This window comes from Humibacillus xanthopallidus, assembly GCF_006716675.1.
Taxonomy (GTDB): domain Bacteria; phylum Actinomycetota; class Actinomycetes; order Actinomycetales; family Dermatophilaceae; genus Humibacillus; species Humibacillus xanthopallidus_B.
This window is the reverse complement of the sequence record NZ_VFPM01000003.1, coordinates 462,501-489,368: the sequence shown is the minus strand read 5'-3', so window position 1 is coordinate 489,368 and position 26,868 is coordinate 462,501. Positions and strand designations below refer to the sequence as shown.

The window sequence follows — 26,868 nt, the reverse complement described above, 5'->3', positions numbered from 1 at the left end:
CGCGGTCGTCGCGAGCCCGCGGTCGTCGCGAGCCCACGGTCGTCGCGACCCGGCGGACGGCATACCCCTGCTGGGAGGCCCCGGTCGCCGGCTCAGCGACCCTTGCGCCCCCGACCGCGCCGAGGTGCCGCTCCCCGTTGCGGCAGCGTGCGTCCGGAGGACCGCCGCGCCGCCCCGGCCCGCCCCGAGGCGGTATGCCGTCCGGTGCCCTTCGCGTCCGCCGACCCACTCGTCGGGGTGGCGTTCTCGGGCGCCCGCCCCCGGCTGGAGCGCTCGGTGCGCCCCCGGACGACGCCGATGAAGTCCTCGATGCGGGGGTCGTCGTCGTCGGCCCGCCAGGCCAGACCGATCCGGGAGCCGTCGACGCCGGTCACCTTTCGGTGCACGACGTCCTTGCGGTCGTGGACGCGGGCGACCGACATCGGCACGACGACGAAGCCCGACCCGGCGGCAGCGACGGCGATGGCCTCGACGACGCTCATGGGCGGCATCGCGGCGGCACGCTCACGCACCTCGGCGGACGCGGCATCGCGCCAGGCCGGCACGGTGTCGGCCGGCTGGAGGAGCACCTCGTCGGCGAGGTCGGTGACGTCGAGCTCGTCGAAGGCGGCTGCCGCATGCTCCTTGGCGACGACGACGACCGGGGTCTCCTCGTAGAGGGGGATGACGTGGAGGTCGGTGCGGTCGACGGGCAGGCGCAGCAGGCTGAGGGTCGTCGCTCCCGAGCGCAGGCGTGCCTCCGCCTCGCGGTCGTCGACGGGCGTGAGCTCGAGCGCGTCGTCAGGCCGTCGCTCGGCCCACGTGCGGGCCCACTTGTCGGGCGTCACGCCGGTGACGAAGTCGACCCGGAGCGGGCCGATCGGGTGCTCCGGCATGGCTGCCCCTTCGGTCGGGTGACGGGTGGTCCGAGGCTAGCCGACCTCCCGGACGCGCCGAAGTCTGGGAGCGCCCTGTGAGTTCCTTTTCGGGTGAGTTAACTCTGGGCCGACCTCATTGCGGGGCCGCATCCGGCAGACGACGATGCGCACATGACCACCCCCACGGCCGAGGCCGACATCGACGCCCTGATCGACTACGGCACCGCAGCGGGCAAGGTGGAGCCCGGGGGCATCGAACGCATCCCGATCGAGGAGCGGCACGGCAAGCCGTGGCACCTCTTCGCCACCTGGATGAGCCCCAACCTCGAGTTCGCCACCGTCTTCGTCGGCGTCATCGGGGTGCTGTACTTCGGGCTGTCCTTCTGGCAGGCGCTCGCGGCCGTCACCATCGGCAACGCGCTCGGCTCCGTCACGCACGGCGTCCTCTCGGCGTGGGGCCCTCGGCACGGCCTCGCCCAGATGGTGCTCAGCCGCACCGCCTTCGGCTACCGCGGCAACATCCTGCCCGCGACGCTGATGTCGCTCATGGCCGGCATGGGGTGGTTCGCCGTCAACAGCATCAGCGGGGCCTACGCCCTCGCGACGCTCTTCGGCTTCTCACCCCAGCTCGCCCTCGCGCTCGTCATCGCCGCCCAGGTGCTCGTCGCCTTCTTCGGTCACAACCTCATCCAGCTCTTCGAGCGGGTCGCCTTCCCGGTCCTGCTCGTCGTCTTCGTCATCGCGGCGACCAGCACCTTCGGTCACGCCGACCTGTCGACGCCGGGCACCGGCGGCACCCCCACGACGGGGGCGTTCATCATCACGCTCGCTGCGGCCTTCGGCTACGCGGCCGGCTGGAACCCCTACGCCTCCGACTACACGCGCTACCTGCCCGAGGGGCAGGGCCGGATGGCGGGTGTCTTCGCCGGGCTCGGCGACTTCGTCAGCTGCACCTTCCTCATGGCGGTCGGCGCCGCGTCCGCCACGATCGTCAACACCGGCCTCAGCAAGGACGCCTCGCCGACCGACGCCTTCACCCACTCGATGCCGGGCTGGGTCTCGGCGATCACCCTGCTCGGCATCGCCCTCGGCGCGGTCTCGGCCAACGTGCTCAACATCTACTCCGGCGCGATGTCGTTCCTGGCCATGGGGATTCGCATCGGCTACCGCCTGCGGCGTGCCATCGTGGCAGCAGTCTTCGGGGTGGCCGGCGGCATCATCGCCTACGCCTACCTCGGCGACCCGGCTGCCTACGAGAACTTCCTGCTCATCATCGCCTACTGGATCGGGCCGTGGCTCGCCGTCGTCTTCGTCGACCGGTGGATGCGCCGCGGCGACGACGAGGCCATCACGACCGTCGCCGAGGACCCGACGTCGACGAACTGGGCGGGGCCGATCGCGATGCTCATCGGACTCGTCGTCTCGGTGTGGCTCTTCTCGAACCAGACGAACTACGTTGGCCCGGTGCCCACCGCGAACCCCGACTTCGGCGACAGCACCTTCTTCGTCGGCTTCCTCCTGTCGGCCGTGTGCTACGCCGGCCTCGTGCGCGTGCTCAAGCCGACGTCCGTCCTCGACCGACAGGTGGCGTGACGTGATCGCGATCGACGACGCGACGGCTCGCGCCTGGCTCGCGACCGCGGTGGGGGAGGCGCGTGCGGGCCTCGGGGAGGGCGGCATACCGATCGGCGGGGCGCTCTACTCGGCCGACGGGGTGCTGCTCGGCAGCGGCCACAACCGCCGCGTGCAGGACGACGACCCCTCGGTGCACGGCGAGACCGACGCCTTCCGCCGGGCCGGCCGACAGAGCACGTATGCCGGCACCACGATGGTCACGACGCTGTCGCCCTGCTGGTACTGCTCCGGTCTCGTGCGCCAGTTCGGCATCTCGCGGGTCGTCGTGGGGGAGGCGACGACCTTCGTCGGCGGGCACGAGTGGCTCGCCGAGAACGGCGTCGAGGTGCTCGTGCTCGATGACCCCGAGTGCGTCCAGATGATGACCGACTTCATCGCGGCGCGCCCCGACCTCTGGAACGAGGACATCGGGGTGCCGTCAGGTGACGAGCAGGACGGGAGCAGCTGACATGGGCCACGTGCCGGTCATCGACATCGGTCCGTGGTGGAGCGGCTCGGCCTCCGATCGCGCCGCTGTCGTCGCCGCGGTCGACGACGCCCTCAGCTCGGTGGGCTTCATGCTCATCACCGGGCACGGTGTGCCGAGAGACGTTGCAGCACAGGTGCGCTCGCAGGCGCGGGCCTTCTTCGCGCTCCCCGAGGAGCTCAAGCAGGCGTATGCCGTCACCATCGCCGGGCGCGGATGGTTGCCTCCCGGGGTGGAGGCGAACGCCTACTCGGAGGGCACGCAGACGCCGCCCGACCTGAAGGAGACCTTCGCCGTCGGGGCCGACGACAAGACGGGCGACGCCGAAGTCGACGGCTACTGGTTCCCCGACAACGTCTGGCCCCACGAGGTCGCCGAGCTGCGGGCTGTCGTCGAGGACTATCTCGTCCGGATGCGGGTCCTCGCCGACGAGCTGCTGCGCATCTGCGGAGCTGCGCTCGGGGACGAGGACCTCTTCACGCGCCACACCGGCCACTCCACCTAAACCCTCAACCTCAACTGGTACCCGCCGCTCGTGCACGTCGGCGAGGCGGCCGAGGGGCAGTTCCGCATCGGGCCGCACACCGACTTCGGCACCGTGACGATCCTCGACCGCGAGCCGGGCGCCGGGGGGCTTCAGGTGTGGACCGAGCAGGACGGGTGGGAGGACGCGCCCTGGGATCCCGAGGCGCTGACGATCAACACCGGCGACCTCCTCGAGCGGTGGAGCGGGGGCCGTTGGAGGTCGAACCGCCACCGCGTGCTACCGCCGCAGCAGGCTCACCCCGACGAGGATCTCGTGTCGCTCGTCTACTTCTACGAGGCCGACCACGACACCGTCGTCACCCCGCTCGAGCCGCCGGTCGGGCGGGTCGGTGGCCTCGAACCCGTCGTGTCGGGGGAGTTCATCAAGGAGCGGCTCGACGCCATCACCGTCGGCTGAGCGGCTCGGCCGGTCGCCGTCGGGGTCGTCCGGGCTCGGGAGTCAGCGCTGCTGGGCGGCCCAGGCGCCTGCGCGGGAGGCGTCGGCGATGCGTTCGGCGAGGGCCTCGTGCTCGTCGCGGACGAGCCCGGTCGTCACCCGCACGTGACCCTCCGGCCCCGGTCGGGGCTCGACCGCGAAGGGCGAACCGGGGGTGACCGCGATGCCCTGGCTCGCGAGGCGCAGGACGGCGGCGGCCTCGTCGCGCACGGCGACCCAGATGTTGAGCCCGTCGGTGCCGGGCACCTCCACGTCGAGGGCGCGCAACCGGCTGACGACCAGGTCGCGGCGACGGGCGTACTCCGCGCGCGCCCTGCTCACCTCGCGGACGGCGTCAGGGTCCTCGAGCAGCGCGGCGAGCACGTGCTGGAGCAGACGGCTCGACCAGCCCTGACCCAGGGCGCGAGCATGGCGCACGGGGGACAGGAGGGCCTCGGGCCCGCTGACCGCGGCGAGGCGCAGGTCGGGACCGTGCGACTTGCTGTAGCTGCGGATGTGCAGCACCTGGTCGGGGATCCACGCCCCGAGGCTGATCGGTGTCGACGACGAGATGGGGCCGCTCGAGTCGTCCTCGACGACGACGACGTCATGCCCTCCCAGGAGGAGGGCGAGGCGGCGGGCGCGGGTCGGCGTCATCGAGATTCCGGTGGGGTTCTGCCCACGCGGCTGCAGGAAGAGCGCCGCGGGGCGGCGCGAGAGCGCTGCCTCGACCACGTCGAGGTCGAGACCGGTCTCCGTGAGCGGGACCCCCACGATCTCGACCCCCCGGTGCTCGAGCAGGTCGAGCATCGGAGGGAAGCCGGGACTCTCGACGAGGACGGTGTCTCCGGGTCGCAGGAGGGTGCGGCTGATGAGGTCCAAGGCATCCATCGCGCCGTCGACGACGACGATGTCGTCCGCGTCATACGGCCAGTCGCGCGCGAGGACCTCACGCAACCGCGGCAGCACGGGGTCATCGAGGTAGCTCGTCGGCGTCGAGCGTCCGGGCAGCCGCGCGAGCACCGGCGCGAGCGCGGGCAGCAGGTCGGGGTCGGGCACTCCCGTCGAGAGGTCGAGAGCGACGTCCGAGTCGTGGTGCAGCGCCCGGGAGTAGCGCTCCCCGCCTCGCCCGGTAGGAGCGACGGTCGTGCCCCGCCGACCGTCGGAGCGGATCGTGCCAGAACGGGCGAGCAGCTGCCAGGCAGAGCTCACCGTCGTCGGCGAGATCATCAGCTCCTCGGCGAGCCGCCGGATCGGGGGCAGCTGGTCGCCGGCGGCCAGCTCGCCGTCGCGGATGGCACGCGAGACCGCCTGGGCCAGGCCCTTGGCGGTCGGTGCGTCGAGGCGCTCCTCGAGCGCGGAGATGAGGCTGCGCACATTTGCACCATAGCAATAGAATCTTTGTGTGGCATAGGGGTGTGACGTAATCTTCGACCATGACCACCTCTCACGTCACGGCCATCGACCACTGGATCTCCGGAGCCCGCGTGCCCGGCACGTCAGGACGCACGGCGCCCGTCCACGACCCCGCGACCGGCCGGCAGACCGGAGAGGTCGCGCTCGCCTCCGCCGGAGAGATCGACGAGGCCCTGAAGACGGCCGTTGCCGCCGGGCGGGAGTGGCGGGCGAGCTCGCTGTCGAAGCGCGCGGCAGTGCTCTTCGCCTTCCGCGAGCTGCTGCACTCGCGCAGCGACGAGCTCGCCGCCATCGTCACGGCCGAGCACGGCAAGGTGCTCTCTGACGCGGCTGGTGAGATCGCGCGGGGCCTCGAGAACGTCGAGTTCGCGACCGGAGTTCCCCAGCTGCTCAAGGGCGGCTTCTCCGAGCAGGCCGCGAGCGGCGTCGACGTCTACAGCATCCGTCAGCCGCTCGGTGTCGTCGCCGGCATCACGCCGTTCAACTTCCCCGTCATGGTGCCCCTCTGGATGTGCGCCAACGCCATCGCCTGCGGCAACGCCTTCGTGCTCAAGCCGAGCGAGAAGGACCCCTCCGCCTCACTCTTCCTCGCCGAGCTCTGGAAGGAGGCCGGCCTGCCCGACGGCGTCTTCACCGTCCTGCACGGCGACAAGGAGGCCGTCGACGCGCTGCTCGACCACGACGACATCGCCGCCGTGAGCTTCGTCGGCTCCACGCCGATCGCCAAGTACATCTACGAGCGCGGCACCGCGAACGGCAAGCGCGTCCAGGCCCTGGGCGGCGCGAAGAACCACGCACTCGTCCTGCCCGACGCCGACATCGACATGGCGGCCGACGCCATCGTCTCGGCGGCCTACGGCGCCGCGGGCGAGCGGTGCATGGCCCTCTCGGTCGCCGTCGCGGTCGGTGACGTCGGCGACGACCTCGTCAGCGCCATCAGCTCTCGACTGCCGAAGCTCACCGTCGGCCCCGGCGCCGCCGCGGGCACCGACATGGGTCCGCTCATCACCCGCGAGCACCGTGACAAGGTCGCCGGCTACGTCGCCGCCGGTGCCGCGGCGGGCGCCACCGTCGTCGTCGACGGCCGTGAGCAGCAGGTTCCCGAGGAGGGCTTCTTCCTCGGCATGACCCTGCTCGACGACGTGACGCCCGACATGACCGTCTACCGCGACGAGATCTTCGGCCCGGTGCTGTCCGTCGTGCGCGTCGCGACGTACGACGAGGGCCTCGCCCTCATCAACCGCAACCGGTATGCCAACGGCACCGCCATCTTCACCCGCGACGGCGGCGCGGCCCGCCGCTTCCAGAACGAGGTCGAGGTGGGCATGGTCGGCATCAACGTGCCCATCCCCGTGCCGGTGGCCTACTACTCCTTCGGCGGCTGGAAGGACTCGCTCTTCGGTGACACCCACATGTACGGCCCCGAGGGCATCAACTTCTTCACCCGTGGCAAGGTCGTGACACAACGCTGGCCCGACCCAGCCACGTCGACCGTCGACCTCGGCTTCCCCCGAACCCGCTGAGAGAGAGAAGGATCCCGCCATGACAGATCTGACCGACCTCGACCAGCACACCGTCGTCGCGGGCCTGCTCGACGCGATGAGCGAGCAGCAGGTGCGCACGCTCGACCGCGACCACGTCTTCCACTCGTGGTCCGCCCAGGGGCTCATCGACCCGCTGCCCATCGCCCGGGCCGAGGGCTCGTACTTCTGGGACTACCAGGACAAGCGCTACCTCGACTTCAGCAGCCAGCTCGTCAACGTCAACATCGGCTACGGCCACCCGAAGGTCGTCGCCGCGATCCAGGAGCAGGCCGCCCGCCTCGCGACGATCCAGCCGGCCTTCGCCAACGACGCCCGCAGCGAGGCCGCCCGGCTCATCACGGAGGTGGCGCCGGACGGACTGTCGGCGGTCTTCTTCACCAACGGAGGCGCCGAGGCCAACGAGAACGCCATCCGGATGGCGCGGCTGCACACCGGCCGGCACAAGGTCATGGCGACCTACCGCAGCTACCACGGCGCCACGGCCGCGGCGATCACCCTGACCGGCGACCCCCGTCGGTGGCCGTCCGAACCGGGTCAGCCGGGCATCGTCCACTTCTGGGGTCCCTACACCTATCGCTCGGCCTTCCATTCCGAGACCGACGAGCAGGAGCGCGACCGTGCCCTGCAGCACCTGCGCGACACGATCATGGTCGAGGGCGCCCACACGATCGCGGCGATCATCCTCGAGACGGTCGTCGGCACCAACGGCATCCTCGTCCCTCCGGACGGCTACCTCCAGGGCGTGCGCGACCTGTGTGACGAGCACGGCATCGTCCTCATCGCCGACGAGGTCATGGCCGGATTCGGCCGCTGCGGTGAGTGGTTCGCCGTCGACCACTGGGGCGTCCGCCCGGACCTCGTCACTTTCGCCAAGGGCGTCAACTCGGGCTACGTGCCCCTCGGCGGTGTCATCATCTCCGACGAGATCCGCGCGACCTTCGACCAGCGTGCCTTCCCCGGTGGGCTGACCTACTCCGGCCACCCGTTGGCGTGCGCCTCGGCGGTCGCGTCGATCAACGCCTTCCACGAGGAGGGCATCATCGAGAACGCGCGCCTGCTCGGCACGGACGTCATCGGTCCCCGCCTGCGCGAGATGGCGTCGACGCACCCCAGCGTCGGTGACGTGCGGGGTCTCGGCGTCTTCTGGGCGCTCGAGCTCGTGCGCGACCGTGAGACGCGCGAGCCGCTGGTGCCCTTCAACGCCGCGGGTGATGCGGCCAAGCCGATGCTCGCCTTCGCCGCGGCGTGCAAGGAGCGCGGCCTCTGGCCCTTCACCCACTTCAACCGGACGCACGTCGTGCCCCCGTGCACGACGACGCCGGACGAGGTGCGTGCGGGCCTCGACATCCTCGACGAGGCCCTCAGCGTCGCCGACGAGTTCACCGCCTGAGGTATGCCGTCGGGTCGGGCGTCCGGGTCCGGGCGCCCCCCGCCGGCGTGCGGCGCGCATGCGTCACGACCGCATGCTGCGCGGCCCGATGGTGAGTCGCTGCAGGGGAGGTGCCGGCCTCCGTGGTCGTCTCGACCTCGGCGACGACGGCGAGGGGCGTCTGCTCCGTGCCCTGGCCCAGCGGGTTGTCGGAGAACATCTCCTCGAAGCGAGCCCAGGGCCCGGGCGCGTCCGTGCCGAGCACGTTGCAGCCGAGGTCGTTGGCGTCGATGACCACCGTGCCGCGGAAGGAAGAGCGGAACGGCTCGGGCAGTGCCGCCCTGACCGCTGCGGACAACGCGGTCGCGGCAGCGACCGGATGGGCCGGCGCCAGCATGGCCGACATGTTGGCCGGCGGGACGGAGTACTCCGTCGGCCCGTCGATGGCCCGCACGTCACTGCCGACGAGGTCATAGAAGAGCCCACGACGGCCGACGAGACGACCTGCCGCTGCAGCCGCCGAGGCGAAGAGGATCCGCGGGAGGCCGGCCTCGTCGATCGCGAGCTGCATCGTGAAGGGCGAGCCCAGCCCGATGCCGGCCGGGGTGCGGGTGACGTGCCTGCTGAGCAGGCGTGCGGCGGGCTTGACGTCGATGTCCCACAGATAGTGCGACCGGTGCTGGGTGGTCGCGACGATCTTCTCCGACACGAAGAGGTACCACGGCCGGCCCAGGATCGCCTGGTGCTCGGCGCCGGCGTCCGCGAGGCCTGCGACGAACGGCTCGAGGTGACGCAGCACCGTCGCGTGGAGGTCGTCGTCCTCCGTCACGCGAGAGGTGGCCACGGGGTAGCGGCGCACCGTCCCTCCGTCCTCGAGGACGAGGTCGATCTGCTTGCCGGGGTTGGCTCGGTAGCTCGGCGGGCCGGGGTGCTGGCCGCCCTCCATGGTGGGGTGGTCGCGCCCGGCCCCCGCCTGCGGCAGGTCCGAGGGGGCGTCGATGAACTCGCGCAGCCACAGCTCGACGTTGAGGACGCGCCAGAAGACCATCGAGTCGTGGCCACCGGTGCCGCTCAGCCACGCCTCGAAGGCGCCGAGCACCTCGGTGCGGTCGAAGTACGGGCGGCGCGCGAACGACTCGGAGAGGAACACGGCGTAGATCTGCTCACGCAGCTCGTGGAACCACTCGTTCTGGGGCGTCGTGAACCCGATCTTGTTGCGGCGCCGCGTGATCGACGCCGGGAGCAAGTCGGTGACGGCGTCGCGCAGCATCCGCTTGTTCCACCCACCGCCGATGACGGCGTCGTCCGGCTGGGCGAAGACGAAACGCACGAGGTCGAGGTCGAGAAAGGGGACGCGTCCCTCGAGGGAGAAGCGCATCGCGTTCTTGTCCTCGTAGCGCAGCAGGGCCGGGAGGGACCCCTCGAAGAGGTCGTGCACGAGGCGTTCGCGCAGGGTGGTGGTCGGCACGGCATACGTCTGCTCCCGGTGGGCTGCGACGAAGGTGGGCCGCAGCAGCGAGGTCACCGCCCCGCGACCCCGGGTGGGCAAGGCCGCGAGAAGACGCCCGCGGACGCGTCCGCGGGCCAGACCGGCGAGCACGTCGCGCTGCGCCGCCACCTCGCGCAGCCCGGCGCGGCGGTCCTGCTCGACGAGACGTCGCAGGTGGACGACGAGCTGCGGCACGTAGCCGGCGAGCAGCTCGTCGGCGCCCTGGCCGTCGAGCATGACGGTGACGTGCCGGCTGGCCTCACGCATGACGCAATACTGCGCGTAGGGGCCCGACGAGATGACCGGCTCCTCCTGGGTGCGGACGAAGTCGGTGAGGTCGGCGACGAGGTCGGCCGACCCGGGGCGCACCTTGTGCCCGTTGACCCGTGACTCACGCCCGGCGAGCGCGTCGTCGACCCAGCGCTCCTCGTCGTTGCGGTAGCCGCGGAAGACGGCCGAGAACGTGTTCTGCGCAGACCCGACCGACCGCGCCGCCGCCTCGGGCAGCAGCTCGTCGATGAGCGCGACGACGGCAGAGCTGTCGAGGCCCCCGGACAGGGAGGTTCCCACGGGGACGTCGGAGCGCAGGCGGATCCGGACGGCCTGGACCAGCCGCTCGCGGAAGTCGACAACCATGGACGGGTCGTAGTGGGGCCGGGCCGGGACGGTTGACAGCAGGTCCTCGCGGAGCGAGGTGAACAGCCGACGCTCGACGCCGCCCGGCGCGATCGTCATCATCTCGCCCGGCAGCAGCCGCTCGATGCCGTCGAAGAAGGTCTCACGGCCGTCGTCGTGGATCCGGAAGCGCAGGTAGCGGTAGAGGGTCTGCTCGTCGGGCCGCGCCTCGATCAGGCCGGTTGCGAGCAGCGGCCGGATCTCACTCGCGAAGAGCCACGCGTCGTCGTCGTCGGGCGCGGCGCCGGGCACCCGGGCCAGGTAGAGCGGCTTGATGCCGAAGTGGTCGCGCGCGAGCACGAGCGTCTGCTCGTCGCGGTCCCACACGGCGAGGCCGAACATCCCGTTGAACCTGTCGAAGGCGTCCGCGCCCCACTCGGCATACGCCTGGAGGACGACCTCAGTGTCGCTCTCGGTGTGGAAGGTGCGCCCGAGGGCGATGAGCTCCTCACGGAGCTCTGGGTAGTTGTAGACCTCACCGTTGTAGACGAGCGTGAACCGGCCGTCGCCGGTCGTCATCGGTTGGCGACCACCCTCGGCGTCGATGACCGACAGTCGCTGGTGGGCCAGCCCGACCGCGCGGTCGACGAAGGTGCCGTGGGCGTCAGGCCCACGATGCCGTTGGGCGATGTTCATCCGTCGCAGGAGGTCCGGGTCGGCCTCGAGGCCGATGTAACCAGCGATGCCGCACATGCCACGTTCTCCTTCGCTTCCCGCGGGGCGACCGCGGGATCGAACGGCTGCCGACTGCAACCACCTCGAGGGTGCCGGGCCGCTCTGGGAGATTTCTGAGCGAAGGGTGGCTGTGGGCCGGATGTCAGTCGTCGATCTCCACCTGGCCGGTGACCGTCGGGTCGACGGCGCGACGGGCCGCGTCGTCGGGCAGCGGGGGAGGTGTGCCGCCCCACGCCGGGCAAAGCGGCTTGTGGTCGCACCAGTCACAGAGGCGGCTCGGGCTGGGTCGCCAGTCGCCGGTCGTCGCCGCGCGCTCGATGGCGGCCCACAACGCCTTGACCTTGCGCTCGGTGCCGAGCAGGTCCTGCTCGTCGGGCTCGTAGGCGACGATCTCGCTGTTGCCGAGGTAGACGAGCTGGAGCCGTCGCGGGATCTCGCCGCGCAGTCGCCACAGGACGAGTGCGTAGAACTTCATCTGGAAGAGCGCCTTGGCCTCGAAGTGCTCCGAGGGCGAGCGACCCGTCTTGTAGTCGACCACCCGCATGGCACCGCCGGGGGCGACGTCGAGACGGTCGACGTAGCCGCGCAGCACGAGGCCGTCGATCTCGGTCTCGACATAGAGCTCGCGCTCCGCGGGCTCGAGACGAGTCGGGTCCTCGAGCCCGAACCAGGTCTCGAGCAGCGCGTGAGCACCAGCGAACCAGGCGTCGGTGCTGCCGTCGTGCTCGGTCAACAGGTCGAGCATCGCGGGCTCCTCGGCAGCGAGCCGCTCCCACTCCTGGGGCACCAGTCCGACGGCCGCGTCGATGGTGCGCTCGGTCGCGGGCAGGTCGAAGAGTCGCTCGAGCACGGCGTGCACGAGCGTGCCCCTCGCCGTGGCCGGGGTGGGCGGCGAGGGGAGCTTGTCGATGACCCTGAAGCGATAGAGCATCGGACAGGTCATGAAGTCCGAGGCTCGGCTGGGTGAGAGGGCTGCGACCATGGGGCGACTGTATGCCGCGGCGGCGACAGCGCCCGACCGCTCCCCACAGCACGAGGGCATAGGCTCTGAGGATGTCCACACCCGCCGGCCGCCGATCGCCGTACGGCTGGCAGATCGGGTCGCTGGCGGGCTCGCCGATCTACCTGGGCCGGTCGTGGCCGGTCATCGCCGTCGTCATCGTCGTCGTCTTCGGGCCCAACCTCGCGCGGCCCGACCGCGGCCCGGAGTACGGCTACCTCGCCGCCGCGGGCTACGCCCTGCTGCTGCTGCTCTCGGTGCTCGTCCACGAGGCGGCGCACGCCCTGGCGGCCCGCTGGAGCGGCCACCCCGTCGATCGCATCGTCGCCGACGTCTGGGGCGGTCACACGGTCTACGACTCCACGCGCACCTCGCCCGGCACGACCGCTCTCATCGCGGTCGTGGGGCCGCTCGCCAACCTCGCTCTTGCGGTCGTCGGCTTCCTCCTGCACTCCGTCACGACGAACGACACGGCGCTGCTCCTGCTCGAGATCATCACGTTCGCGAACCTGTTCGTCGGTCTGTTCAACCTCCTGCCGGGACTTCCCCTCGACGGGGGTCAGATCGTCAGCGCGCTCGTGTGGCGGGTGACGGGTCGGCGCGGCGCGGGCTTCGTCGTCGCGGGCTGGCTGGGCCGCGTCGTCGCGGTGGCGACCGTCGCGTACTTCGTGCTCGTGCCGTTCCTGCGCGGGCAGCCCGGTGACGCCTTCGGGATGATCTTCCCGATCGTCATCGCGGCGTTCCTCTGGCAGGGCGCCACCGGCGCCATCCGTGCCGGACACATCCACGAGGCCACGGCGCAGCCGGCCGCCGAGGTCCTCGAGCCCGTCGTCGTGCTCCCGGCCACCACGACGGTGGCCCAGGCCGACGCGGCGCTCGCCTCGGGTGCCCTCCGCCCCACCCCGGACCGCCGAGGACCTGACGACCGGGTCTGGCTCGTCACCTCGGACGACCGGGGGTGGCCCGTCGGGGTCGTGGAGACCGGTGCGGCACAGGCCGTCCCGCATGAGGCGCGTCCGCGCACCACCCTGTCGTCGGTCACGGTCGCCCAGCCGGGCGCCTGGGTCGTGGGCCTGTCGGCGTCCGACGTCCTCACCGACCTCATCCGGGTCATGAGCGAGCGCAGCCTCTCGTATGCCGTCGTCGTCGACTCGACGTCCCGCTCGGTGCTCGGCCTCGCGACGGCCGATCGCATCAACGCGGTCGTCGGCGCCCAGCTCGCCCGACGCGGCCGCCGCTGACCCCCGCGCACCACCGCCGCTTCCGTCCACACCTCCCGGGCATCGCCCGCACGTCGTCCACAGGTTCGCGGCCGGTCCCGTGCGAGCCGATCGCACCGGTGATGCTGGCCCCGGAGGGCTCGCGACGGTCGGGCCGGAAGGGATGGCGAGATGAGCAGGGGTGGAGGCGACGAGCCTGGTGGGGCGCCGGCGCTCAACGAGGTCGCGTTGCGGGGCCGGGCCTCGGCGCCGGGGGAGGAGCGCACGCTGCCGAGCGGCGACGTCATCGTCACGCTGCGGGTGATCGTCTCCCGGGAGGGCGCGGCGGCACGGCGAGCCACCGGGGGCGCCGAGGTGCGGCGAGCCCCCGTCGACACCATCGACGTCGTGTGCTGGACGGCGCGCACCCGTCGGGCCGCGCTGCGTCTCGCCGCAGGCGACGGCGTCGAGGTGGGTGGGGCGCTCCGGCGGCGCTTCTACGGTGGGCCGGCGGGGCGACAGAGCCGCTACGAGGTCGAGGCGGCATCGGTCCGCAGGGTGGCGAGAGGGGCGCCCGTGGCCTCCTAGACTGTGCTCCCATGAGCGAAGCCGCGCCGACCATCCCTGCCGGGAGCGCCCACAACCGACGCGGTGTGTTCGAGGTCGGCGAGCGGATCCAGCTGACCGACCCCAAGGGTCGTCTGCACACGATCACCCTCGAGCCGGGGCGCGAGTTCCACACCCATCGCGGTTTCCTTCGGCACGACGACCTCATCGGGGCCCCCGACGGGTCGGTCGTGACCAACACCGCCGGAGTCGAGTACCTCGCCCTGCGACCGCTGCTCAGCGACTACGTCATGTCGATGCCTCGCGGGGCCGCCGTCGTCTACCCCAAGGACGCCGGCCAGATCGTGACGATGGCCGACATCTTCCCGGGCGCGACGGTGGTCGAGGCCGGCGTGGGCAGCGGCGCGCTCTCGATGTCGCTGCTGCGGGCAATCGGCGAGCACGGGCGGCTGCTCTCCTTCGAGCGCCGCGAGGACTTCGCCGAGATCGCCAAGGGCAACGGCCGCGCCTTCTTCGGCGGTGACCACCCGGCGTGGACCGTCACCGTGGGCGACCTCGTCGAGAGCCTCCCCGCCACGGTCGCGCCGGGCACGGTCGACCGTGTGGTGCTCGACATGCTCGCGCCGTGGGAGTGCCTCGACGCGGTCGCCGACGCCCTCATCCCCGGTGGTGTCCTCATTTGCTACGTCGCGACCACCACCCAGCTGAGCCGAGTCGCCGAGGGCATGCGCCTGCACGGTGGGTTCACGGAGCCCAGCGCCTGGGAGTCGCTCGTGCGCGGCTGGCACCTCGAGGGGCTCGCGGTGCGCCCGCAGCACCGCATGCACGGCCACACCGGCTTCCTCATCACGACGCGGCGGCTCGCGCCGGGCGTCGTGCCCCCGGAGCGCACGCGCCGACCGGCGAAGGGCTCCCACCCGGTGGTGGATGGCGTCGCGGTGGGTACGCACACCACACCGGCGGCCGAGTCTGCCGGGGCGACACAGCCCGGTTCGCTCGCGGCCCTCGACGTGCCCGACGACGCGTGGACACCCGAGGCGATGGGCGAACGAGTCAAGAGCGACAAGACGATCCGCCGTGTCCGGCGATCACTGACTGAAACATCTGACGACAACTGACGACCTCGGGTTAGGGTCGAATCGTCACGGTGTGCGAGTGACGGATGAGGAGGCCGAGATGTCAGACGACGTCAGCAGCTGGAATCACGGGGGCGACGGCGGCTCCGAGGCCACGGGCTCGTCGAGCCCGGGCACGAGCGAGCGCGAGCTCGCCGCACTGCGCTCCGAGGTCGAGGCGTTGCGCGATGCGGCACGGGTCTCCCCGCAGCGCACGCGCGAGCTCGAGGCCCGCCTGGCCCACGTGCAGACGAGCCTCTCGACCCTGTCGACGCAGAACGAGCGCCTCGTGCGCACGCTCAAGGAGGCCCGCGAGCAGATCGTCACCCTCAAGAAGGAGGTCGACCGTCTCGCTCAGCCGCCGAGCACCTACGGGCTCGTCATGGACGAGCCGGAGGACGGCGCAGTCGACATCCTCACCGGCGGCCGCAAGATGCGCGTGGCCGTGAGTCCATCCGTCGAGGTCGGGGAGCTCGGCCTCGGCCGCGAGGTCATGCTCAACGAGGCGCTCAACGTCGTGTCGGTGCACGGCTTCGAGCGGGTCGGCGAGGTCGTCACCGTCAAGGACAAGCTCGACGCCCATCGGGTCGTCGTGGTGACGCACGGCGACGAGGAGCGGGTCTGCCGGCTCGCCAACCCCCTGCTCGGCGAGCTCATCCGGGTCGGCGACTCGCTGACGCTCGACCCGAGGTCCAACTTCGTCCACGAGGTCATCCCGAAGCTCGAGGTCGAGGAGCTCGTCCTCGAGGAGGTCCCCGACGTCGCCTACGAGGACATCGGCGGCCTGGCCGGTCAGATCGAGCAGATCCGCGACGCCGTCGAGCTGCCGTTCCTGCACCCCGAGCTCTACAAGGAGCACGCGCTCAAGCCGCCCAAGGGTGTGCTGCTTTACGGCCCTCCCGGCTGCGGCAAGACGCTCATCGCCAAGGCCGTGGCAGCGTCGCTGGCGCGCAAGGTGGCCGAGCGCACGGGCAAGCAGACCGAGAAGAGCTACTTCCTCAACATCAAGGGCCCGGAGCTGCTCAACAAGTACGTCGGTGAGACCGAGCGGCACATCCGGCTCATCTTCCAGCGCGCGCGCGAGAAGGCCTCCGACGGCACCCCGGTCGTCGTCTTCTTCGACGAGATGGACTCGCTCTTCCGCACTCGCGGGTCCGGGGTCTCGAGCGACGTCGAGACGACGATCGTGCCGCAGCTGCTCGCCGAGATCGACGGCGTCGAGCGGCTCGACAACGTCATCGTCATCGGTGCGTCGAACCGCGAGGACATGATCGACCCCGCGATCCTGCGCCCTGGCCGTCTCGACGCGAAGATCAAGATCGAGCGGCCCGACGCCGAGAGCGCCCGTGACATCTTCAGCAAGTACCTCACCGAGACCCTGCCCCTGCACGAGCACGACCTCGCCGTCCACGGCGGCGATCGCGAGGCCACCATCGAGGCCATGATCACGGCCGCGGTGGAGCGGATGTACTCCGAGATGGACGAGAACCGCTTCCTCGAGGTGACCTACCAGGGCGGCGACAAGGAGATCCTCTACTTCAAGGACTTCAACTCGGGCGCGATGATCCAGAACATCGTCGACCGGGCCAAGAAGCTCGCGATCAAGGACTTCCTGACGACAGGGCAGAAGGGCATCCGGATCGAGCACCTCATGAGCAGCTGCGTCGACGAGTTCAAGGAGAACGAGGACCTGCCCAACACGACCAACCCCGACGACTGGGCGCGGATCAGCGGCAAGAAGGGCGAGCGCATCGTCTACATCCGCACGCTCATCAAGGGCAAGGACGGCACCGAGCCGGGCCGCTCCATCGCCACGGCCAACACCGGCCAGTACCTCTGATGCCCAGGGTGCGCCAGCTCCTCACGCGGACGGCCTCGACCGCCTGAGGAGCTGCGCCTCGAGGGCCCGCCAGCCGATGAGGAAGAAGGCGAGCACGACGGCGGCCACGAGGACGAAGCTGACAGCCGTGCCGTGACCAGTGGCCTGTCGCAGCACCATCCCGATGAGCAGGGTCGAGAACCATACGGTGATGCCCGGCCCCACCTCGAGCGGCCACGCCTTGCGCAGGACGCGGACGACGGCCCACCCGACCAACGTGCCCACGAGGAAGGGCCACGCGGTGAGGAGGGCACCGATGACGGGGTTCGCCTCGTCGTGGCTGGCCCTCCCGACCGCCGCGAAGACGATGACGAGCACCACGTCGAGCGCGAACGCGACCGGTGGACGGCGCAGGAGGGCCGCAGCGGTGCTCATGACGGCGTGTCGTCGAACGGGAGCCGGGCCTGTGGGGGTGCGTGGGTCGGGTCGACGCCCTCGAAGAGCGAGCTGACCGACCGGCCGTGGTGGATCCGGCTGATCGCCTCGGCGAAGAGGGCCGAGACCGAGCGCACGGTGAGCTCGGGCCACCCGGGTGGCGGCGGAACGGTGTCGGTCGTGACGACCTCCGTGACGAACGGGTGGTCGCGGAGGCGCTCGACGGCCTTGCCCGCGAAGAGCCCGTGCGTGCAGACGATCGACGCCTCGGTGGTGCCGGCGTCCTTGAGGCGGTCCATGAGCTCCAGCATCGAGCCACCGGTCGCGATCTCGTCGTCGAGCACGATGGCTCGCCGACCGGCGACGTCTCCCACGATGGAGTCGATGACGACGCGGTCGTCGGAGATGCGCTGCTTCGCGCCGGCGGCCACGGGCAGCCCCAGCAGCCGCGCGAACTGCGTCGCCACCTTCGCGTTGCCGAGGTCGGGGCTGACGACGATGCAGTCGGTGAGGTCGGTGCCGCGGTAGTGGTCCGCGAGCACACCGATGGCGGTGAGGTGATCGACAGGGGTGGAGAAGAAGCCGTGCACCTGTGGCGCGTGGAGCGCCATCGTGAGCACGCGGTGCGCCCCGGCGGTCGAGATCATGTCGGCGACGAGCCGGCCGCCGAGGGAGATGCGCGAGGCGTCCTTCTTGTCGGAGCGGGCGTAGGCGTAGTGCGGCATGACGGCCGTGATCTGCGCGGCGGATGCTCCTCGGGCGGCATCGATCATGAGGAGCAGCTCCATGAGGTGCTCCTGCGTCGGTGGCACGAGGGGCTGCACGATGTAGACGTCGCGCTGGCGGCAGTTGGCCAGCAGCTGCGCCTGAAGGCAGTCGTTGCTGAACCGCTTGATGTCGACGGGCGACCGGCTCACCCCGAGGTGGCCACAGATCCTGTCGGCGAGGGCCGGGTGTGCCGACCCGCTGAACACGACGACGTCATTCACTCCGAGCCAGCTCTCTCGAGGTTCGCGTGCGCTTCGACCCTAGCCGACACGCGGTCGGTGCGCGTGCCGCGCGACCCAGGTGATGAGCTCGTCACACGGTGCCCACCGGGCGGCCGTCGCCCCCGGGAAGCTGAGGAAGCCGTGGGGGACGCGGGGGTAGTTCGTCAGGGTCACCTCGACGCCCGCATCGCGCAGTGCCCTGGCGTAGACCGCGCCGTCGTCGCGCAGCGGGTCGAGGTCGGCCGTCTGCACGAGCGCCGGGGGCAGCCCGGCGAGCTGCGCGGCATACAGCGGCGAGACGAGCGGGTCGCGTCGGTCGAGGGCGTCCGGGCCCTCTCCGAGGTAGTACGAGAGGAAGGCCTCCATGTCGGCTCGCGTGAGCACCGGCGCGTCAGCGTGCTCGGCGATCGACGGCTGGCTCATCGTGGCGTCGACAGCGGGGTAGACGAGGCTCTGGTGGGTGAGCTGCGCTCCGCCCTCGGACTGCACGACCTGGGCGACGACCGCAGCGAGGTTGGCGCCCGCCGAGTCGCCGGCCACGCCGATCCCCTCCGTGCGAGCCCCGAGTGCCGTCCCTGCCGACGCCACCCACCGCACGGCGTCGACGCAGTCGAGCGCCGCCTGCGGGGCGCGGAACTCCGGGGCGAGCCGGTAGTCGACGCTGACGACGAGCACCCCGGCGTCGTGGGCGACGGCGCTGCACACCGGGTCGTAGGACTGCGTGTTGCCGAGCACCCACCCGCCACCGTGGAACCACACGAGGACCGGCAGCGGCGCGGCTCCCGTGCCGGTGGGGCGGTAGGTGCGCACGGCGACCTGGTGTCCGTCACGGGCACGGAAGGCGGTCGCGCCGATGGTGACGTCTCGACGGACCCGCCCCGTGATCCAGCTGTAGGGCGGCCGCGCGGGCGCGGTCCAGGCACGCACGATGGGGATCTCGCGGGGGTCGAGGGTGGCGATGGATCCTCGTTCGCGAGCGACCGCCCGGACGACGAGGCGGGTGCGCAGGGGCATGTCCCACGAGCTGCTGCGTGTCACGCTGCGCAGTCTCGCACGGCGCGCAGGGCCCGCCTGCAGGTTTGCCGCCCCCCGGTCAGGCAGGATGATGGGGTGCCCAGCCCAGACGAGCCCCGCGAGGGCGGCGAACCCGACGCGGACCACGGCGTGCGGGTCGAGCCAACCGAGCCCGTCACGGCCGTCACGGTCGTCGAGCCGGTCGACGCCGATCAGCCCGCCCAACCGGACGAGCCGGTCGACCCCGCGGCCGCGGTCGAGGTCATCGAACCCCCGATCCCCGATCGTGTGCGACGGCCCGCCGACGCGATCCGGCTCGCCGTCGTCACCCTGTTCCTCGTGCTCGGCTTCGTCCTCGCCGACCTCGCGGTGGGCACCCGCGGCGCGGTCGAGCAGGACCTCGCCGAGGCGACCGGAGGCCTGCCGCGCATCCTGCTGACGCTGCTCGCGTGGCTGAGCGGTCTCGGGGCGGTGCTCCTGCCCATCGCGGTGGGTGCCGACCTGCTCGTGCGCCGCCGTCCGCTCCAGCTCGTGCAGGCCCTCGGAGCCGCGGTCGTCGGCGGCATCCTCGTCATCATCTGCGTCGCGCTCGTGACGACCGGGCACGGCGGCTTCCTCACCGACGTGCTCTCGCGTCCGACGTCGACAGGTCAGAGCCCGCCCCTCGACATCGTCGTCGTCTCGATGATCGCGCTGCTCACCGTCGCCGACATCGCCGGGCGCAAGTGGATCTCGCCGATCGCCACGACCGTTGTCGCCGCCACGGTCCTCACGACCTTCCTCTCCGGCCTCGTCACGCTGACGGCTCTCATCTGCTCGCTCCTGCTCGGCTGGCTCGTCGGCCTCGCCTTCCGGGTCGGCTTCGGCGCTGTCTCGACCCGGCCCCCCGGGGTCGACGTCGCCCGGGTGCTGCTCGACACCGGCGTGCCGCTCGAGCGACTCCGGCTCGTCGACGCCAACGCCGCCGGCGACAGGCGGTATGCCGGCACGACCGAGAGCGGGTCGGTCGACGTCCACGTCATCGACCGAGACACCTTCGGCCTCGCCTCGGGGCGGCGCCTGCTGCGTGCCGTCCGCCTCCGAAGCGGCTTCTCCCGGCCTCCTGCCGTGACCCTGCGCGCCGAGCTCGAGCACCGCACGCTCATGGGGCTGCTGCTCGCGGACGCCGGTGTGCACGCACCCCGGCCGGTGGCCGTCTCCGAGGTGGGCCCGTTCGCCGCCGTCATCGCCTACGTCGAGCCGCAAGGCGTGACCCTGGCCGAGCTCGACGACCTCGACGACGAGCAGCTGGCCCAGGTGTGGCGGCTCGTGCAGACCCTGCACCGTCGCCGGATCGCCCACCGCGGCCTCAGCCGCCGGGCCGTGCTCATCGACGCCGAGGGGCGGGTCGGGCTGCGCACGCTCGGTGCCGGCGACCTCGCGGCCGACGACATCACCCTGCGCATCGACCTCGCCCAGCTGCTGACGAGCGTCGCGATCGTCGTGGGGCCCCAGCGGGCTGTCTCCTCGGCCGTCAACGCGCTCGGCAAGGAGGCCGTGGTGCGTGCGGTGCCGGTGCTCCAGTCGGTCGCGCTCACCCCCGACACCCGGTCGGCGCTCAAGGAGCGCAAGGGCCTGCTCGGAGAGCTGCGCGACGAGCTCATGACGCTGCGGCCGTCGACGGAGGAGGTCGCCCCCGTCGAGCTGCGCCGGGTCACCCTGCGGTCGGTCGTCACCCTCATCGGTGGGGTCGTGGCGGGCTACCTCGTGCTCACCCAGCTGGCCCAGGTCGACCTCGGCGAGGTGATCAGGACGGCGCAGTGGGAGTGGGTCATCGTGCTCGTCGTCTTCGCCGCGGCCACGTTCGCCGGTGCGTCGATCGCCCTCGCCGGCGCGGTGCAGATCCACCTGCGGTTCATCCGCACCTACATGACCCAGCTCGCCGTCGCCTTCAGCGGGCTCGTCGCGCCTGCGGCCGTCGGCAACATCGCGCTCAACACCCGCTACCTGCAGACCTCGGGTCTTCCGCCTGCGGTCGCCGGCGCGAGCGTGGGTGTCGCGCAGGTGGCCCAGTTCTGCTCGTACTTCGTGCTCCTCGTCGTCGCCGGCGTGCTCGCCGGCACCGGGCCGGCGGTCTCCTTCAGTCCGTCGCCCGTGCTCGTGGCGGGGATCCTCGCCGTCGTCATCGTCGCCATCGGGCTGCTCGCCGTGCCCAAGGTGCGCGGCGTCATCACCGACCGGGTGATGCCGCAGGTCCGCTCCGCGGTGCCCCAGGTGCTGGCGATCTTCCAGCACCCGAAGAAGCTGGCGCAGCTGCTCGGTGGAGCCCTGCTGCTCGACGTCTCCTTCGTCGCCTCGCTCGTCTGCGCCACCCGGGCCTTCGGCTCCGACGCGCCGATCCCCGCCGTCGCGGTCGTCTACTTCGCCGGCGCCATCATCGGCTCCGCGGTGCCGACCCCCGGTGGTCTCGGCGGCATCGAGGCGGCGATGTCTGCGGGTCTCATCGCGATCGGCGTGCCCGGCGGCACCGCGGTCTCGGCCGTCCTGCTCTACCGCCTCGCGACCTACTGGCTGCCGATCCCGTTCGGCTGGTTCTCGCTCAACCGCCTCCAGAAGATCGGCGCCATCTGACCCCGGCCCGGCGGCATACGGCGGGCGGGGGAGAGGGAGCCACCCGGCGCCGGTTATCGTCCTGACCATGACGGTGCGGCGGATCATGGGGCTCGAGACCGAGTACGGCATCTCCGTGCCGGGCGACCCGATGGCCAACCCGATGTTCCTCTCGGGGCAGGTGATCAGCGTGTATGCCGCCGCGCAGGGCATCCGCTCCAACCAGTCGAGCTGGGACTACGCCTTCGAGGACCCCCTGCGCGACGCTCGCGGGTGGCAGCTCGACCGGCTGTCCGCCGACCCCAGCCAGCTCACCGACATCGAGGACCCGACCCTCGCCAACGTCGTGCTGACGAACGGCGCGCGCTACTACGTCGACCACGCCCACCCGGAGTACAGCTCGCCCGAGGTGACCCTGCCGCGCGACGCCGTCATCTGGGACCGCGCCGGTGACGCGATCGCGCTCGAGTCCGTGCGCCTGCTGGCCTCACGCCCGGGGCAGCCGCCGGTCAACCTCTACAAGAACAACGCGGACGGCAAGGGCCAGTCCTACGGCACCCACGAGAACTACCTCATGCCGCGACGCACGGCCTTCCCCGACATCGTGCGCCACCTCATCCCGTTCTTCGTCACCCGGCAGGTCGTCTGCGGCGCCGGGCGGGTGGGCATCGGCGTCGACAGCAGGGGAGCGGGCTACCAGATCTCCCAGCGGGCCGACTTCTTCGAGACCGAGGTCGGTCTCGAGACGACGCTCAAGCGACCCATCATCAACACCCGCGACGAGCCGCACGCCGTCGCCGACCGCTACCGCCGCCTGCACGTCATCATCGGCGACGCCAACCTGCTCGACGTCGCGGGCCTGCTCAAGGTCGGCACGACCTCGCTCGTGCTCGGCATGATCGAGGACGGGCACCTGACCGAGGACTGGTCGATCCGTCGTCCGGTGGCGGCCCTGCAGACCGTGTCGCACGACCCCACCCTGCGCGCCACCGTCGAGCTCGTCGACGGCCGGGTCATGACCGGGCTCGACGTGCAGTGGCTCTACCTCGAGGCGGCCAAGCGCTGGCTCGAGCTGCGGGGCGACGATCCCGAGCCCGAGGCCACGACCGAGGTGATGACGCTGTGGGAGGACGTGCTGACCCGGCTCGGCCACGACGTCATGTCGTGCGCGGGCATGCTCGACTGGGTGACGAAGCTCCAGCTCCTCGAGGGCTTCCGAGCCCGTGACGGCCTGGCTTGGGACGACCACCGCCTCGCAGCCGTCGACATCCAGTGGGCCGACGTGCGCCCCGAGAAGGGGCTCGTGCACCGCCTTCGCGACCGGGGCCGCACCGTCGACCTCGTCACTCCCGAGCAGGTCCGCGCTGCCCAGACGACGCCGCCCGAGGACACCCGTGCGTGGTTCCGAGGCAGCTGTGTGCGTCGCTTCGGGTCCGAGGTGTTCTCGGCCAGCTGGGACTCCGTCGTCTTCGACGTGCCCGGTCACGCGAGCCTGCAGCGCGTGCCGATCCTCGAGCCCGAGCGCGGCACCCGGGCGCAGGTCGGGACGCTCCTCGAGGAGAGTGCCGACGTGACCGCCCTGCTCCGCGGGCTCGCGACACCCGACTGAGGCGGGACGGCGCGTCTGCCTGGCAACCGGACTCCGGTGCGGCATCCCTGAGGGTGAGGGCCGGGCGCCCGTGGTGCACGGGGGTTCCCGGGGCGAGGACGAGCCCCTCCGACCCCGCCCGTATGCCGTCCGCGACCTCTGCCCGGTGCTCGGTCACGACGGGCTCACGCGTTAGGGTCGGGGGAAGAGGTCACACGTCCCAGGAGGTAGCCATGCCGGGTCAGGAACACGCAAAGCCGCAGCGCCGTGAGGACGAGGTGCCCGACGCCCCCGAGGCACCGCCCGCGGCGCCGTCGGGAGCCGCCGTCAAGGAGGGCCTGAGCGACGACATCGACAGCGTCCTCGACGAGATCGACGGGGTGCTCGAGTCCAACGCCGAGGAGTTCGTGCGCGGGTTCGTCCAGAAGGGCGGAGAGTGACGGCCGACCCCACGGGGCGGGCCCGCCGGCTCGACGACGCCTTCCTCGTCGCGGGCAGCTCGTCCTTCACCGACTTCGTCAGCGCCTACCGCCCCGAGCTGCTGCCCTCGGGCCGCCCCCTGCCGTCGGGGGCCAGCCTCGAGGCGCCGCACGGGACGACGATCGTCTCGCTGCTCTTCGACGGCGGCGTCATCATGGCCGGCGACCGCCGGGCGACGATGGGCAACGTCATCGCCAACCGTGACATGGAGAAGGTCTTCGCCGCCGACAGCTACAGCGTCGTCGGCATCGCCGGCACCGCCGGGGTGGCCATCGAGCTCGTCCGCCTCTACCAGGTCGAGCTGGAGCACTACGAGAAGATCGAGGGCGCGATCATGTCGCTCGAGGGCAAGGCCAACCGCCTCGCCTCGATGATCCGGGGCAATCTCGCGCTCGCCATGCAGGGCCTGACCGTCGTGCCGACCTATGCCGGTTTCGACCTCGAGACCGACGCGGGACGCATCTACTCCTATGACGTTACGGGCGGCTGCTACATCGAGGGAGGCCACCACTCGACCGGCTCCGGCTCGGTCTTCGCCCGGGGCTCGCTCAAGAAGCTCTGGCGCCCGGGCCTCGCCGAGGAGGCGGCCGTCGGCATCGCCGTCGAGGCGCTCTACGACGCCGCCGACGACGACTCGGCCACCGGTGGCCCCGACCTCGGCCGCCAGATCTGGCCGACGGTGGCTGTCGTCGACCGGATGGGCTCCCGCTTCGTCTCCCAGCCCGACCTCGAGGCCCACGTGCAACGGATCGTGGCCGCGCGACGCGACAACCCCGGGGGTGCCCGATGAGCATGCCGTTCTACGTCCCGCCCGAGCAGGTCATGAAGGACCGGGCGGACTTCGCGCGCAAGGGAATTGCGCGTGGACGCTCGGTCATCGTGCTCGGCTACGACAAGGGCATCGCCTTCGTCGCGGAGAACCCCTCCCGTGCCTTGCACAAGGTGTCCGAGATCTACGACCGGATCGCCTTCGGCGCGGTCGGCCGCTACAACGAGTTCGAGAGCCTCCGGGTCGCGGGCATCCGCTACGCCGACCTGCGGGGCTACTCCTACGACCGCACCGACGTCACCGCGAGGGCCCTCGCCAACACGTATGCGCAGACGCTCGGAGCCGTCTTCACCCAGGAGTCCAAGCCCTTCGAGATCGAGATCGTCGTGGCGGAGGTGGGGCTCACGCCCGAGGAGGACCAGATCTTCCGCCTCACCTACGACGGGTCCGTCGCCGACGAGCAGGGTTTCGTCGTCATGGGCGGAGCGAGCGAGAAGGCCGAGGAGCGGCTCGGGGCGGCCTGGCGGCCGGGCCTCTCGCTCGGCGAGTCGCTCCGGCTCGCGGTCGACGTGCTCGCCGCGTCGGGCGACAACGGTGAGCGCCGCGAGATCGGGGCCTCACAGCTCGAGGTCGCGGTCCTCGACCGGGAGCGTCCGCGCCGCACCTTCCGGCGCATCGTCGGGCCCCTGCTGACCAGCCTGCTGAGCCACGTCAACCCCACGTCAGACGCTCCGAGCACGGACGAGGGCCACCCGGGCCATCCCGAGGTGCTGAGCGGTGACAGCGCCGACGACGGCACCTCCTCGCCGAGCGACCCGGGGCCCGCGGTCTGACGACCGTCCCCCCGAGGCAGGTGTGGCCGGGCGCGGACCGATGCCCGGGCACGCGGCCGGGCCACCCGGCACACGGCAGCAGATGACGGAGGCCGTCCACCTGATGGGTGGACGGCCTCCGTCGTGCAAGCCCTGGGACGTCAGTTCGTCGAGGCACCCACGGGCGCGTTGCCGCGCTGGTAGTAGGACGACGCGGTCGAGCCGTAGGGCTGCTCGCCCTCCTGCTCAGCGGTGTCGTCAGCCGCGGCGTCTCCGGACTCCTGCGCCGACTCGTCGACCGGCTCCTCAGAAGCGTCCTCGTCGCCTGAGCCGGGCTGACCGTTGTCGCCGGCCGAGTCGTCCTGCTGCGCCTGCTGCGCCTGCGGCTCGGCCTGCTGCTCGGACTCGGGGGCGGCTGCAGGAGCCCGCTCCTCGGCCTTCGGAGCGGCCGTCTCACTGCCGAGGACGTCGGCGAGGGCGCCGCCACCGAGGGTCGAGAGCATCTGACGGACGTTGGCCAGCTGGGCGGTGATGCTGTTGCGCTGCGCCGTGGCAGCCGCCAGCTCGCGGTCGGACTCCTCACGCAGGCGCGAGGCGTGGTCGCGGGCCTCGGAGACGATCTGGTCGGCCTGCGACTGGGCGTTCTCGAGCGTGCGCTCGGCCCTGGCTCGCAGGTCGGCAGCCTCGCGCTCACCGCGCTCGGTGATCTGGCGCAGCCGCGTCTCGGACTCGGCGAGCAGCTGCTCCTGCTGCTTGCGGCGCTGCTCGAACTCCGTGTCGGCCTGCTCACGGCGGGCGGCGAGCGACATCTCGAGCTCGGCGGACGCGGTGGAGGCGCGCAGGCGGTGGGCCTCGAACTCGGCTGCCGCCTCCTGGCGCTGGGCCGCGGTGACGCTCTGGGCCTCGGCGACGATGGCCTGGGCCTCGCGGTTGGCCTGGGCGATGATCCGCACGGCCTCCTCGTCGGCACGGGCCCGGGCCTGCTCCGCATACGTCGTCGTCGTCGACTTGAGCTCAGCGGCCGACCGGTTGGCGCGCTCGCGGATCTCGTCGGCCTCGGCGACCGCACGGCTCTTCATGTCGGCGGCCTCCTGCTCGGCGAGCGTGAGGATCTGGGCGATCCGCTCGCCCAGGTCGGCGAACGTCTGCGCAGGAGCCGGCGTGTTCTGCTTCTTGAGGTCGGCCATCACGCGCGACTGCTGACCGAGCTGTCCCCGGAGGTCGGTCAGGGCGGCGTTGAGCTTCGTGAGCTCGACGCTGCGCTCGGCAGCGTCCTTCTTGGCGGCTTGGAGGGTGCGGTTCTGCGACTCGATGAAGGAGTCGACCTCTTCGGGCTCGTAGCCGCGACGGGAGAACTTGAAGTGTGGTCTGTCGATCATGACCGTCCAATGCAGGGGGTGGAGCT

The 26,868-nt window shown here is 71.4% G+C and carries 23 protein-coding genes; 15 read left to right on the top strand and 8 right to left on the bottom strand.

Going from position 1 to position 26,868, the window contains the following annotated elements:
- Positions 1 to 92 precede the first annotated feature (92 nt).
- Positions 93 to 875 carry a LysR substrate-binding domain-containing protein gene (locus FBY41_RS17365; protein WP_141845526.1) on the bottom strand — a complete coding sequence of 261 codons (783 nt, stop codon included), beginning with the start codon at positions 873 to 875 and terminating at the stop codon, positions 93 to 95.
- 153 nt (positions 876 to 1,028) lie between these two features.
- On the opposite strand from FBY41_RS17365, the gene FBY41_RS17360 reads away from it, so the two are divergent.
- The 4 genes from FBY41_RS17360 to FBY41_RS23660 are packed head-to-tail and all read left to right on the top strand — an operon-like array spanning position 1,029 to position 3,901.
- Positions 1,029 to 2,450: a purine-cytosine permease family protein gene (locus FBY41_RS17360; protein ID WP_141845525.1), complete on the top strand. Its 1,422-nt coding sequence runs from the start codon at positions 1,029 to 1,031 to the stop codon at positions 2,448 to 2,450.
- A gap of 1 nt (position 2,451) precedes the next feature.
- Positions 2,452 to 2,940 (top strand): nucleoside deaminase, encoded by a 489-nt coding sequence (locus tag FBY41_RS17355; protein WP_141845524.1) that lies wholly within the window; start codon positions 2,452 to 2,454, stop codon positions 2,938 to 2,940.
- 1 nt (position 2,941) lies between these two features.
- Positions 2,942 to 3,463 carry a 2-oxoglutarate and iron-dependent oxygenase domain-containing protein gene (locus FBY41_RS23665; protein ID WP_221629335.1) on the top strand — a complete coding sequence of 174 codons (522 nt, stop codon included), beginning with the start codon at positions 2,942 to 2,944 and terminating at the stop codon, positions 3,461 to 3,463.
- Between the two features lie 30 nt (positions 3,464 to 3,493).
- Entirely contained in the window at positions 3,494 to 3,901 is a 408-nt protein-coding gene (locus FBY41_RS23660; protein ID WP_221629334.1) for a 2OG-Fe(II) oxygenase family protein, read from the top strand.
- A 42-nt stretch (positions 3,902 to 3,943) separates the two neighbouring features.
- Here the strand turns inward: FBY41_RS23660 and FBY41_RS17345 are convergent, their stop codons facing one another.
- Positions 3,944 to 5,296, bottom strand: coding sequence for an aminotransferase-like domain-containing protein (locus FBY41_RS17345; protein WP_141845523.1), 1,353 nt, complete (start codon positions 5,294 to 5,296; stop codon positions 3,944 to 3,946).
- A 59-nt stretch (positions 5,297 to 5,355) separates the two neighbouring features.
- Between FBY41_RS17345 and FBY41_RS17340 the strand changes: the two genes are divergently transcribed.
- Entirely contained in the window at positions 5,356 to 6,858 is a 1,503-nt protein-coding gene (locus FBY41_RS17340; RefSeq protein ID WP_141845522.1) for a CoA-acylating methylmalonate-semialdehyde dehydrogenase, read from the top strand.
- 19 nt (positions 6,859 to 6,877) lie between these two features.
- Positions 6,878 to 8,269: an aspartate aminotransferase family protein gene (locus tag FBY41_RS17335; protein WP_221629333.1), complete on the top strand. Its 1,392-nt coding sequence runs from the start codon at positions 6,878 to 6,880 to the stop codon at positions 8,267 to 8,269.
- On the opposite strand, the gene asnB is transcribed toward FBY41_RS17335, so the two are convergent.
- Both asnB and FBY41_RS17325 read right to left on the bottom strand, forming a co-directional pair.
- Positions 8,259 to 11,105, bottom strand: coding sequence for an asparagine synthase (glutamine-hydrolyzing) (asnB, locus tag FBY41_RS17330; protein WP_141845521.1), 2,847 nt, complete (start codon positions 11,103 to 11,105; stop codon positions 8,259 to 8,261). The two genes, FBY41_RS17335 and asnB, sit on opposite strands and share 11 nt — an antisense overlap.
- Positions 11,106 to 11,229: 124 nt before the next feature.
- On the bottom strand, positions 11,230 to 12,069 hold the full coding sequence (locus FBY41_RS17325; RefSeq protein WP_141845520.1) for a RecB family exonuclease: 840 nt from the start codon (positions 12,067 to 12,069) through the stop codon (positions 11,230 to 11,232).
- Between the two features lie 71 nt (positions 12,070 to 12,140).
- Here FBY41_RS17325 and FBY41_RS17320 point away from each other — a divergent pair, with 71 nt between their 5' ends.
- The 4 genes from FBY41_RS17320 to arc all read left to right on the top strand — a co-directional run bounded on the left by FBY41_RS17320 (position 12,141) and on the right by arc (position 16,808).
- Positions 12,141 to 13,328 carry a site-2 protease family protein gene (locus FBY41_RS17320; RefSeq protein ID WP_141845519.1) on the top strand — a complete coding sequence of 396 codons (1,188 nt, stop codon included), beginning with the start codon at positions 12,141 to 12,143 and terminating at the stop codon, positions 13,326 to 13,328.
- A gap of 150 nt (positions 13,329 to 13,478) precedes the next feature.
- Positions 13,479 to 13,874, top strand: a complete 396-nt coding sequence (locus FBY41_RS17315) for a single-stranded DNA-binding protein (protein WP_141845518.1) — start codon at positions 13,479 to 13,481, stop codon at positions 13,872 to 13,874.
- Between the two features lie 11 nt (positions 13,875 to 13,885).
- Positions 13,886 to 14,971, top strand: a complete 1,086-nt coding sequence (locus FBY41_RS17310; RefSeq protein ID WP_141845517.1) for a tRNA (adenine-N1)-methyltransferase — start codon at positions 13,886 to 13,888, stop codon at positions 14,969 to 14,971.
- A 58-nt stretch (positions 14,972 to 15,029) separates the two neighbouring features.
- Positions 15,030 to 16,808, top strand: coding sequence for a proteasome ATPase (arc, locus tag FBY41_RS17305; protein ID WP_141845516.1), 1,779 nt, complete (start codon positions 15,030 to 15,032; stop codon positions 16,806 to 16,808).
- Between the two features lie 21 nt (positions 16,809 to 16,829).
- On the opposite strand, the gene FBY41_RS17300 is transcribed toward arc, so the two are convergent.
- The 3 genes from FBY41_RS17300 to FBY41_RS17290 are packed head-to-tail and all read right to left on the bottom strand — an operon-like array spanning position 16,830 to position 19,249.
- On the bottom strand, positions 16,830 to 17,222 hold the full coding sequence (locus FBY41_RS17300; protein ID WP_141845515.1) for a DUF3054 domain-containing protein: 393 nt from the start codon (positions 17,220 to 17,222) through the stop codon (positions 16,830 to 16,832).
- Positions 17,219 to 18,211, bottom strand: coding sequence for a ribose-phosphate diphosphokinase (locus FBY41_RS17295; RefSeq protein WP_141845514.1), 993 nt, complete (start codon positions 18,209 to 18,211; stop codon positions 17,219 to 17,221). Before FBY41_RS17295 ends, FBY41_RS17300 begins: the two co-directional genes overlap by 4 nt.
- Positions 18,212 to 18,250: 39 nt before the next feature.
- Positions 18,251 to 19,249 (bottom strand): alpha/beta hydrolase, encoded by a 999-nt coding sequence (locus FBY41_RS17290; RefSeq protein WP_141845513.1) that lies wholly within the window; start codon positions 19,247 to 19,249, stop codon positions 18,251 to 18,253.
- A 72-nt stretch (positions 19,250 to 19,321) separates the two neighbouring features.
- Here FBY41_RS17290 and FBY41_RS17285 point away from each other — a divergent pair, with 72 nt between their 5' ends.
- The 5 genes from FBY41_RS17285 to prcA all read left to right on the top strand — a co-directional run bounded on the left by FBY41_RS17285 (position 19,322) and on the right by prcA (position 25,484).
- Positions 19,322 to 21,835: a lysylphosphatidylglycerol synthase transmembrane domain-containing protein gene (locus FBY41_RS17285; RefSeq protein WP_141845512.1), complete on the top strand. Its 2,514-nt coding sequence runs from the start codon at positions 19,322 to 19,324 to the stop codon at positions 21,833 to 21,835.
- A gap of 67 nt (positions 21,836 to 21,902) precedes the next feature.
- Positions 21,903 to 23,423 (top strand): depupylase/deamidase Dop, encoded by a 1,521-nt coding sequence (gene dop, locus FBY41_RS17280; RefSeq protein WP_141845511.1) that lies wholly within the window; start codon positions 21,903 to 21,905, stop codon positions 23,421 to 23,423.
- 212 nt (positions 23,424 to 23,635) lie between these two features.
- Positions 23,636 to 23,842, top strand: coding sequence for a ubiquitin-like protein Pup (locus tag FBY41_RS17275; RefSeq protein WP_141845510.1), 207 nt, complete (start codon positions 23,636 to 23,638; stop codon positions 23,840 to 23,842).
- Entirely contained in the window at positions 23,839 to 24,672 is an 834-nt protein-coding gene (gene prcB / locus FBY41_RS17270; RefSeq protein ID WP_141845509.1) for a proteasome subunit beta, read from the top strand. The genes FBY41_RS17275 and prcB overlap by 4 nt, the downstream gene beginning before the upstream one ends.
- Entirely contained in the window at positions 24,669 to 25,484 is an 816-nt protein-coding gene (gene prcA / locus FBY41_RS17265) for a proteasome subunit alpha (RefSeq protein ID WP_141845508.1), read from the top strand. The genes prcB and prcA overlap by 4 nt, the downstream gene beginning before the upstream one ends.
- Before the next feature lie 140 nt (positions 25,485 to 25,624).
- Here prcA and FBY41_RS17260 read toward each other — a convergent pair whose 3' ends face one another.
- Entirely contained in the window at positions 25,625 to 26,842 is a 1,218-nt protein-coding gene (locus FBY41_RS17260) for a hypothetical protein (protein ID WP_141845507.1), read from the bottom strand.
- Positions 26,843 to 26,868: the final 26 nt, after the last annotated feature.

What these genes read in the sequence shown, in the direction of transcription:
- arc (WP_141845516.1), top strand. Translation starts at nt 15,030, where the DNA reads ATGTCAGACGACGTCAGCAGCTGGAATCACGGGGGCGACGGCGGCTCC.
- FBY41_RS17335 (WP_221629333.1), top strand. Translation starts at nt 6,878, where the DNA reads ATGACAGATCTGACCGACCTCGACCAGCACACCGTCGTCGCGGGCCTG.
- FBY41_RS17325 (WP_141845520.1), bottom strand. Translation starts at nt 12,069, where the DNA reads ATGGTCGCAGCCCTCTCACCCAGCCGAGCCTCGGACTTCATGACCTGT.
- FBY41_RS23665 (WP_221629335.1), top strand. Translation starts at nt 2,942, where the DNA reads ATGGGCCACGTGCCGGTCATCGACATCGGTCCGTGGTGGAGCGGCTCG.
- asnB (WP_141845521.1), bottom strand. Translation starts at nt 11,105, where the DNA reads ATGTGCGGCATCGCTGGTTACATCGGCCTCGAGGCCGACCCGGACCTC.
- FBY41_RS17360 (WP_141845525.1), top strand. Translation starts at nt 1,029, where the DNA reads ATGACCACCCCCACGGCCGAGGCCGACATCGACGCCCTGATCGACTAC.
- FBY41_RS17260 (WP_141845507.1), bottom strand. Translation starts at nt 26,842, where the DNA reads ATGATCGACAGACCACACTTCAAGTTCTCCCGTCGCGGCTACGAGCCC.
- FBY41_RS17310 (WP_141845517.1), top strand. Translation starts at nt 13,886, where the DNA reads ATGAGCGAAGCCGCGCCGACCATCCCTGCCGGGAGCGCCCACAACCGA.
- FBY41_RS17275 (WP_141845510.1), top strand. Translation starts at nt 23,636, where the DNA reads ATGCCGGGTCAGGAACACGCAAAGCCGCAGCGCCGTGAGGACGAGGTG.
- FBY41_RS17320 (WP_141845519.1), top strand. Translation starts at nt 12,141, where the DNA reads ATGTCCACACCCGCCGGCCGCCGATCGCCGTACGGCTGGCAGATCGGG.
- FBY41_RS17365 (WP_141845526.1), bottom strand. Translation starts at nt 875, where the DNA reads ATGCCGGAGCACCCGATCGGCCCGCTCCGGGTCGACTTCGTCACCGGC.
- FBY41_RS17340 (WP_141845522.1), top strand. Translation starts at nt 5,356, where the DNA reads ATGACCACCTCTCACGTCACGGCCATCGACCACTGGATCTCCGGAGCC.
- FBY41_RS17315 (WP_141845518.1), top strand. Translation starts at nt 13,479, where the DNA reads ATGAGCAGGGGTGGAGGCGACGAGCCTGGTGGGGCGCCGGCGCTCAAC.
- prcA (WP_141845508.1), top strand. Translation starts at nt 24,669, where the DNA reads ATGAGCATGCCGTTCTACGTCCCGCCCGAGCAGGTCATGAAGGACCGG.
- FBY41_RS17300 (WP_141845515.1), bottom strand. Translation starts at nt 17,222, where the DNA reads ATGAGCACCGCTGCGGCCCTCCTGCGCCGTCCACCGGTCGCGTTCGCG.
- dop (WP_141845511.1), top strand. Translation starts at nt 21,903, where the DNA reads ATGACGGTGCGGCGGATCATGGGGCTCGAGACCGAGTACGGCATCTCC.